The sequence below is a fragment of the Achromobacter sp. SIMBA_011 genome, assembly GCF_046535435.1.
GTDB lineage: Bacteria > Pseudomonadota > Gammaproteobacteria > Burkholderiales > Burkholderiaceae_B > Achromobacter > Achromobacter dolens.
This window is the reverse complement of the sequence record NZ_JAWRWN010001322.1, coordinates 1-231: the sequence shown is the minus strand read 5'-3', so window position 1 is coordinate 231 and position 231 is coordinate 1. Positions and strand designations below refer to the sequence as shown.

Here is a 231-nt window from a genome sequence, read left to right as displayed (position 1 = left end):
CAGTCACATCCCCCATCTCGGCGCCTCTCCGATGCCACGCAGCCGCCTGTACCATATCTTTAGGAACGCCAAACAGACCTAATCTATATAATTCTCCAATTGATACCGCGCAGTGCCCGCTCCCGTGGTCAACAGCCTGTCTCATGAGAGTTAGCCCTCGCGTAACATCGTGGGGAGGCACGTCTCCAACCACGTATCCCAAGCCAATCGTACACTCGCCCTCCGCGAAAC

1 pseudogene is annotated in these 231 nt (G+C 56.3%); it reads right to left on the bottom strand.

Annotated elements, in window-relative coordinates:
- Window positions 1–145, bottom strand: a pseudogene (locus tag SB816_RS35365) (sel1 repeat family protein); the annotation flags it as partial.
- Between the last annotated feature and the right edge of the window lie 86 nt (window positions 146–231).